The sequence below is a fragment of the Acinetobacter sp. GW821-FHT01C12 genome (genome assembly GCF_059422625.1).
This window is the reverse complement of sequence record NZ_JBWKXD010000020.1, coordinates 1-7,714: the sequence shown is the minus strand read 5'-3', so window position 1 is coordinate 7,714 and position 7,714 is coordinate 1. Positions and strand designations below refer to the sequence as shown.

Annotated in this window: 9 protein-coding genes and 1 tRNA gene; 2 read left to right on the top strand and 8 right to left on the bottom strand. The window is 37.2% G+C overall.

From position 1 onward, the window contains the following. Nucleotides 1–2 precede the first annotated feature (2 nt). Nucleotides 3–76: transfer RNA gene (locus AC07WY_RS21405), tRNA-Arg, on the bottom strand. Between the two features lie 130 nt (nt 77–206). After that, nucleotides 207–1,466 carry an MFS transporter gene (locus tag AC07WY_RS21400; RefSeq protein ID WP_494737071.1) on the bottom strand — a complete coding sequence of 420 codons (1,260 nt, stop codon included), beginning with the start codon at nt 1,464–1,466 and terminating at the stop codon, nt 207–209. A gap of 107 nt (nt 1,467–1,573) precedes the next feature. On the opposite strand from AC07WY_RS21400, the gene AC07WY_RS21395 reads away from it, so the two are divergent. Next, the gene (locus AC07WY_RS21395; protein ID WP_004725772.1) at nt 1,574–2,011 is read left to right on the top strand and encodes a winged helix-turn-helix transcriptional regulator; all 438 of its coding nucleotides are present in this window, start codon (nt 1,574–1,576) and stop codon (nt 2,009–2,011) included. A gap of 69 nt (nt 2,012–2,080) precedes the next feature. On the opposite strand, the gene AC07WY_RS21390 is transcribed toward AC07WY_RS21395, so the two are convergent. The 6 genes from AC07WY_RS21390 to AC07WY_RS21365 all read right to left on the bottom strand — a co-directional run bounded on the left by AC07WY_RS21390 (nt 2,081) and on the right by AC07WY_RS21365 (nt 6,433). Next, nucleotides 2,081–2,944, bottom strand: a complete 864-nt coding sequence (locus tag AC07WY_RS21390) for a cysteine ABC transporter substrate-binding protein (protein WP_004725770.1) — start codon at nt 2,942–2,944, stop codon at nt 2,081–2,083. Between the two features lie 73 nt (nt 2,945–3,017). Next, nucleotides 3,018–3,839 (bottom strand): transporter substrate-binding domain-containing protein, encoded by an 822-nt coding sequence (locus AC07WY_RS21385; protein WP_262087536.1) that lies wholly within the window; start codon nt 3,837–3,839, stop codon nt 3,018–3,020. Between the two features lie 146 nt (nt 3,840–3,985). Continuing rightward, nucleotides 3,986–4,717 (bottom strand): amino acid ABC transporter ATP-binding protein, encoded by a 732-nt coding sequence (locus AC07WY_RS21380; RefSeq protein WP_004725765.1) that lies wholly within the window; start codon nt 4,715–4,717, stop codon nt 3,986–3,988. A 2-nt stretch (nt 4,718–4,719) separates the two neighbouring features. After that, nucleotides 4,720–5,385 carry an amino acid ABC transporter permease gene (locus AC07WY_RS21375; protein ID WP_004816904.1) on the bottom strand — a complete coding sequence of 222 codons (666 nt, stop codon included), beginning with the start codon at nt 5,383–5,385 and terminating at the stop codon, nt 4,720–4,722. Then, a complete protein-coding gene (locus AC07WY_RS21370; RefSeq protein WP_262087112.1) occupies nt 5,375–6,034 on the bottom strand; it encodes an amino acid ABC transporter permease in 660 nt (219 codons plus the stop codon). Before AC07WY_RS21370 ends, AC07WY_RS21375 begins: the two co-directional genes overlap by 11 nt. Nucleotides 6,035–6,235: 201 nt before the next feature. Then, nucleotides 6,236–6,433 (bottom strand): hypothetical protein, encoded by a 198-nt coding sequence (locus tag AC07WY_RS21365; protein ID WP_004816901.1) that lies wholly within the window; start codon nt 6,431–6,433, stop codon nt 6,236–6,238. A gap of 198 nt (nt 6,434–6,631) precedes the next feature. On the opposite strand from AC07WY_RS21365, the gene AC07WY_RS21360 reads away from it, so the two are divergent. Next, nucleotides 6,632–7,582, top strand: a complete 951-nt coding sequence (locus tag AC07WY_RS21360) for a hypothetical protein (RefSeq protein WP_494737070.1) — start codon at nt 6,632–6,634, stop codon at nt 7,580–7,582. Nucleotides 7,583–7,714 lie beyond the last annotated feature (132 nt).

Here is a 7,714-nt window from a genome sequence, read left to right as displayed (position 1 = left end):
GGTGCGCTCAGAGAGATTCGAACTCCCGACCCCTTAGTTCGTAGCCAAGTGCTCTATCCAGCTGAGCTATGAGCGCGACGTCTTGATGGGACGCATTATACGCCTTTTCATTTTTTTGTTAAGGATTATTTCAATAGTTAAACACCAAGTGTTTAGTATTTGGGCTATTTATCTTTAAATCGACAAAAAACCTAGGATTTATGCATTTATTCACTGCTTGCATGCTGTTTCATTTGAAATTGAATTAAATATTTTTCAGTAAGCAACCAAAATAAATAGCCAACTACACTCAATAATATTCCAGCCGTACACACGGCATACCATCCCCAATGACCATAGAGTGTTGTTGCCAGTAATGATCCCACAGCACTGCCCAATGCATAAAACAACATATAAGCACCGACCAATCGCCCATGTAATCGAATATCCGCTTGGAAGATCAGACTTTGATTAATCACATGAACTGATTGAATAGCCACATCCAATAAAATAATCGCTAAAATAAAAATCCAAATTGAAAAATATAAGCTGGTTAAAATGAGCCAAGCTCCGATCAGTAATAGAAACGCATATTGTGTAACACGCTGCGCATAGCCTCGATCAGCCAACCCACCAACACGGATTGCCATAACCGCACCAATAGCACCAATGATGCCTAAAAAACCAATCAAGCTATGTGAATATTCAAAAGGCTGAACAGATAAAGGAAATACCAGAGCATTCCAAAACAGATTTAAATTGACGAAAATGATGAAAGCAAGTACGCCTCTAATCTGTAACACTCTATTTTTAAACAATTGTTCAAACAATGAAAAGATTATCTGGGAATAAGTGAATTGCTGAGTAGGATCTTTTTCGATGCGGATAACAGCTAAGTATTTCCATAAAAACACACTGATCATACTCATACATAATACTGAGAATATATATACCCCTTGCCATCCAAACCAATCGGCTAAACTACCAGACAGTACCCGAGATAAAAGTATACCAATCAACACACCTGCTTGGACTGTACCCACGATTTTGCCGCGTTCATCAGCAGTTGCCAAAACCGATGCATAAACTATTAAGCCTTGGGTCATCGCTGTGCCCAACATGCCCACAATCAGCATACTCAATAACAACGTGAAAATATGATCTGAAAAAACCAACGAGATTAAAGCGAGGCATAAAATGATGGACTGAAACAACATCAAAGATTTGCGTGGTAATAAATCGCCTAAAGGCACAATAAAAATTAATGCAATGATTGATCCCACTTGAGTCAATGAAACAACTAACCCCACCCACGAATAATCTAATTTAAAATCTTGGGCAATCAAATCCAGCAATGGCTGTGCATAATAAACATTTGCAACACTCAATCCAGCAGCACACGCCAACAGCATCACCAAGGCTGGAGAAAGATGGGTTTGCTGTTGCTCTCTTGTTTTATTGCGCTGATGATAATTTGTTTTGTTCATTTTGCACCAATCTGGTTTTAATTTGCAACCAGATTAAATTACGCAATCTTGTTTTAAATTGCAACTAGATTTATAGTCTATTTTTAAGATGAAAGATGGAACAGCTGATGAATCAAGACAGATATGAAGCTTGCCCAGTTGCACGGTCAGTGCAACTGATTGGAGATCGTTGGGCTTTATTGATCATTCGCGAAGCTTTTGATGGAGTAAAACGATTTAGTGATTTTCAAAAAAATTTAAATGTCGCCAAAAATATTTTATCTGATCGTTTGGCTAAACTTATTGATGCTCAAATTCTAAAGAACCAACCTGCTTCTAATGGCTCAGCCTATTTGGAATATGTGCTCACTGAACAAGGTTATGCACTGTTCCCGATCATCGTGGCATTACGTCAATGGGGTGAGCAATTTTTATTTGCTGAGGATCAACCACATTCTATTTTACTCGAGAAAAATACAGGTGATGAATTGGCACTTATGCAACCTATGACAAAAAAAGGAAAACATCTACTTGCACAAGAGACCTTTGTGAAAAAGATCAATTAAATGCAAATTATGTTTTCCCAGTTAAAGTCGATGATATTTTTTAAAGAGCAAACTTAAGTTTTAAGGGTTTTACTCAACCAATAAATCTTTTGGATTAATGCTATCACCGTAGACAGGTTTTAACGTCTTTTCATAGGCTTGCTGGATAACCCCTGCTTTAGATAATTTTTCTAAGTCTTGATTCAACCAATCCAATAATTCTTTATCGCCTTTTTTGACTGCAGGTGCAATTAAATCATGCTGACCTAAGCTGGTAATACCCACGGTATAATTTGGGTTCTCTTTTGCCCAAGCCAGTACCAATAAATTGTCATGTGCCAAAGCCACACCACGTCCATCTTTCAGCGCATCAAAGGTCTCTGTATTCTGCTCGTACTTTTGTAATTTAATTTCAGGATGTGATTTGCTAAAGAATGAGTCTGCTGTCGTGCCTTTATTGACCAATAAAGTCTGGTCTTTAAGCTGTGCAATATCTGTAATCGGCTTAGCTTTAGGTGATACAACGCCCAAAGAAACCTTTAAATAAGGCTTGGCAAAATCAACAACTTCCTTGCGTTCAGGTGTCACGGTGAAATTAGCAAAAATAATATCCACCTTATTGGCTTTAAGGTACTCCACACGATTGGCAGCTTCCGTTAAAACAAATTGAACTTTGTTTTCATCTCCCAATAGGTCTTTGGCAACATGCTTGGCAATTTCCACATCAAACCCCTGGTTTTTACCTTGTGCATCCAAGTAACCAAAAGGCGGTTTATCACTAAACACCCCGATACGAACCACACCATTTTTCTTAATTTGCTCAATACTTGAGCTGGTTTTTTCAGGTTCAGCAGCTTTTTCAGTTGTTGACGCGTTTTTATTACACGCCGCTAACCCTAAGCTAAGCACTGAGGCCGCAAGTAGATGAGTCAGCTGTTTTATTGATATATTCATTTAATTTTCCTCTGATCTATTTTCATATTTAAACAATGATTTCTTTTCGTATTTAAACGCTTTGATGCAATTTTTATTTCGGTGTCACATCCAAAAAGACTTGAGCATCCACAGTTCCACCGTAAACAGGCTTTAAGGTCTGATCATAAATCTTCTGAATTTCACCTGTTTTTTGTAAGCTTGAAATTTCAGTATTGAGCCAATTTAGAAGTTGGCTATTGCCCTTTTTCACTGCAGGTGCAATAAAGTCTTGATTACCAATTTGTTGAATTCCCGCCGTAAATGTTGGATTCTCAGCTGCCCATGCCAAGGCATAAGTACTGTCTTGAGAAATTGCATCACCACGACCATCTTTCAATGCATTAAAGGCATCAGTATTTTGTTCAAACTTTAATAAATTAATTTTTGGGTAATTCTTAGTGAAATAAATATCTGATGTCGAGCCTTTATTGACGATCAAGGTTTTGCCTTCAAGCTGCTGAATATCTGTAATCGTATTGGCTTTAGGCGATACGATGCCTAAAGCAGCCTTTAAATACGGTTGAGCAAAATCAACCACTTGTTTACGTTCAGGAGTGACTGAAAAGCTGGCAAATACCGCATCTGCTTTACCCGATTTTAAAAACTCCACTCGGTTAGCAGCCTCAGTCACCACAAATTCAACTTTATTTTCATCCCCAAGCAAATCTTTGGTCACTCTTTTTGCTAAAGCGATATCAAAACCTTGTGGTTTACCTGCACTGTCCACATAACCAAATGGTGGATTATCTGCAAAAACAGCCACACGAAACACGCCCTGCTTTTTAATCTGATCTAAAGATTGATCATTCTGGGCATTTTTCTCCGCTGATGCATTTGGTTCAGTTGACTGACTACATGCGCTCAATATTCCCATACATAAGGCCACACTCAATGTTCGAACAACGTTGGAAATATTAAAAAAATTCGATGGTTGAGTTAAATAAGATAAAGCCATACATCCTCATTTTTATAGATCATTATATGTTGCTATTAGGGTGAATATTGATGTCTAAATTACTGTTAGTAATTCAACATATTTAAAAAGGCTTTTGCCCGTTCAGTCTGTGGATGCTCAAAAAATTGTTCAGGTGTGGCTTGCTCAATAATTTTGCCTTTATCCATAAAAATAATTCGGTCTGCGACTTTTCTGGCAAAAGACATTTCATGAGTCACGATCAACATGGTCATTCCTTCATGTGCAAGTTTTAAAACCACATCTAATACTTCACGGACCATTTCAGGGTCTAAAGCAGCGGTGATTTCATCTAGCAGAATCACTTGAGGCTGCATCACCAATGAACGCACAATTGCGATACGTTGCTTTTGCCCACCCGATAACTGTCGCGGATAATCTCGCTTACGATCGTATAAACCGACACGTTTCAATAATTCGTCTGCGACTTTCTCAGCTTCAGCTCTTGTTCGTTTTTGAACTTTTAAAGGGCCTAATAAAATGTTATCAATCACATTCATATGCCCAAAAAGTTCATAGTTTTGAAACACCATGCCAATTTTTTGACGTACATCCACCCACGCTAAATCTTTGCCCAATACACCTGAGCCAGCTAAATTGATTGTGCCACCCTGAATTTTTTCCAAGCCATTGATACAACGTAACAATGTGCTTTTCCCACATCCCGATGGACCAAGGATCACCACGACTTCACCCTGTTTTACGTCCAAATCTATGCCTTGTAAAATATGACTTTCTGCAAATGATTTCTGTAAATGTTGTATAGATAACAAAGTCATGATTACTCCCAAACTTTTTCTAAATGCGTCGCTAAACGGGATAAGGGATAGCAAATGATGAAATATAAAATAAAGATCAAACCATAAATCCAAAGAGATGCATTCGGAACAATTAACAGCGAATTTTCAATAATTTGCTGTCCAACTTTAATCACTTCGACCACACCAATCAGCACTGCCAAGGAGCTGGTTTTAATCATACGCGTGAATAAATTGATTGCGCCCGGTGTGACTCTTTTTAAACTCTGCGGGAAAATCACATAGCCCAAAGTTTGGATAGGACTCAGGCCAAGTGCATGTGCAGAATCGCGTTGATGTTGATCTATCGATGTGATGGCAGCACGGACTAAATCGCCCATTTCAGCAGTCCCCCACAATACAAAAACCACAATACATACCAGTACCGCTGAGAGCTGCCAGTTAAACCATGTTGCAAAGCCAAAATAGAAAACAAACAATAAAACCAGAATTGGAATAATCCGAATCGCTTCTAAATACAGTCGACACAAACTTTTAATCAGTAAATTTTTCGACGTCATAATGACACCGAAAATCGTACCAAAAATTGCTGAAAAAAATACTGATATAAAGGCAATTTTTGCAGTAACCCACAGCCCTTCCAGTAATCGTGCAAGGTGGCTAGGTTGAAACAAATAATCAAATTCCATGGCTCACCTTCCGACTGCGGTATTCCAGATAACTGGTGAGAATAGACACAGGCAATAAAATAATCAGATAAGACATGATCAAGAGAAACAATGCTTCTGTGGTTTTATAATCCATACCAATTAAGTCTTTGGTGACAAACAATAGTTCCACCACTGCGATGGCACTCACCACAGAACTTTCTTTAATCAGAAATAAACAATTTGCACCAATTGCAGGAATTGAAATTGCTAGAGCTTGAGGGAAGATCACATATTGAAAAACTTGCAGTGGATTCAGTCCAATACTTTCACCCGAATCAATTTGCCCTTTGGCCACAGCTTGTAAACCCGCACGAAAGGCTTCAGCCATATAGCTTCCACCTAGAAAAGTTAGACCAATGACCCCACAGCTAAATCCATCAATTTTAATCCCCAGTTTTGGTAAACCGTAATAGAGAAAAAATAACTGAATCAATAAGGGCGTATTGCGTGATAATTCAATGTAAATTTTGGCAATTTTGTCAAAGACCCGTACCCGATAGGTAATGAGAATACTGCAAATTAAACCAACCAATATTGCGAGAATAATACTGATGACTGAGATTTTGAGTGTGGTCACCATTGCCGAAGCAAACTGTGGCATCACACTGTAGATATATTGCCAATTCAAAGAAATCGTCCAAAATAATTATTTTATTGTTACGCTCTAAAGCAGAAAAAATGATTTGGAACTATCTTACAGTGAGAATTTTTTCTAAATAAATATGATTATCAGATAAGCTTTTCTATAAAAATAATGCTGGATAATGCTTACTTTTTGCGATGAAAAAATAAGCGAAGTTAAAATTGAACAATCATCGACCCGAAGCAATTATTCGGCATTCACCACGTCTAACAATTCCATACATTCAGCACAGAAGATGACAGATTCATTTTCTAAACTTTGGATTTGCAGTTCGTAGACAAAACCTGTCAGCGTGCGATTACAGCCATCACACTGTTGCAGGTTGAAATGACAAATAAAATCAACATGCTGGTAAATATAATATCCATCTGTATATTTCTTCATGTTCTTCTTTCTAAAGCTTCGGTTATTTTATTATTTTAAAGTTTTTAGCTCTAGAATAGATGTTGCAATCCTTACTCTGCGACAAGAATAGACGTGCAAAAAATAATAAAATTCATTTTATTTAAATTCCACATCAATCAATCCTGTACTATTATTTCATAAATATTCCTATAAAAATTCAGATGATAAAAGGAAACAATGGGACATTACTCAACGCTTTGGATTTCATCCGATCTCGATAGAACTATGGGTGAAATGGATGAAAATGAAACCTATCAAGAAGTTAAATACTCTATTCCATTATTTTGGTTGGCCTTATTTAAAGTTGAAGACATTACCACTCTTCAAGATGAAGATGGCTTAAGCTATTACGTCTTTCGGGCAACGATCTTAAAAAGCTGTGAAACGTTTAAATCCAGACTCAATATATGGTCAGCACTCTATAATGATGAAAAAGTAGCCATTTTAGCGCAATCATTTTTACAATATTTACAACGTACTCCAACATTTTCAGTCGAGCTTAATATTACCGATATTATGGCAATGATGATTGATCCATTTAGCCTAGAAGCTAACAATGAAATGGTGGATATGATCCATTTCATCGAAGAAAAACATCGAGATCCCAAAAGTCCATCACCATCCAAATATTGGCTGCCAAAATCTTTTGAACTTAAAACACCCCAAAATCGATATTTAGATATCGATGGTTTTGGAGAGTCTTTACTGCCCTGTTTTGAGGTGGATAGATGGTTAAATAATCATGAAAAGACACAGCAGCCTGTTAAAAATAAACTCAATGCGTCTTTTGATGAGATCCATTTTTATCGAATGCTGCTGTCCAAAGCTGAAATCTCGCCAAACAGTTCATTTGGCTTTAAACATCGGTTTTTATTTCTGACGCGAATTAAAAATAAGGCATTACGCAAATGGCTCTTTCAAGTATTCTTCTTTAATGAAATGCTATTTTTCTGTTTATTGTGGCTTAGTCTAAGTTTAATCAGCATCTTTTTTCTTTTTAAAATTAGAACTTTTTCCTATTTAGAGATCACTGGCATTATTATTGGGCTTATTGCATTTAGCTATTTTATTTTTCGAAAAATAGCCAAGAGAATTAATATATTCAACCAACTAAAATCACCGGCCTAAAATCATCGATCTAAATTTCAGGCACAAAAAAACCGCAATGTATGCGGTTAATTCTTCAAGTTGGTGCGCTCAGAGAGATTCGAACTCCCGACCCCTTAGTTCGTAGCCAAGTGCTCTATCCAGCTGAGCTAT

Bases quoted from the DNA above. Each gene is read 5' to 3' on its own strand.
- AC07WY_RS21400 (WP_494737071.1), bottom strand. From the start codon at position 1,466: ATGAACAAAACAAATTATCATCAGCGCAATAAAACAAGAGAGCAACAG.
- AC07WY_RS21365 (WP_004816901.1), bottom strand. From the start codon at position 6,433: ATGAAGAAATATACAGATGGATATTATATTTACCAGCATGTTGATTTT.
- AC07WY_RS21375 (WP_004816904.1), bottom strand. From the start codon at position 5,385: ATGGAATTTGATTATTTGTTTCAACCTAGCCACCTTGCACGATTACTG.
- AC07WY_RS21390 (WP_004725770.1), bottom strand. From the start codon at position 2,944: ATGAATATATCAATAAAACAGCTGACTCATCTACTTGCGGCCTCAGTG.
- AC07WY_RS21385 (WP_262087536.1), bottom strand. From the start codon at position 3,839: ATGGGAATATTGAGCGCATGTAGTCAGTCAACTGAACCAAATGCATCA.
- AC07WY_RS21380 (WP_004725765.1), bottom strand. From the start codon at position 4,717: ATGACTTTGTTATCTATACAACATTTACAGAAATCATTTGCAGAAAGT.
- AC07WY_RS21360 (WP_494737070.1), top strand. From the start codon at position 6,632: ATGGGACATTACTCAACGCTTTGGATTTCATCCGATCTCGATAGAACT.
- AC07WY_RS21395 (WP_004725772.1), top strand. From the start codon at position 1,574: ATGAATCAAGACAGATATGAAGCTTGCCCAGTTGCACGGTCAGTGCAA.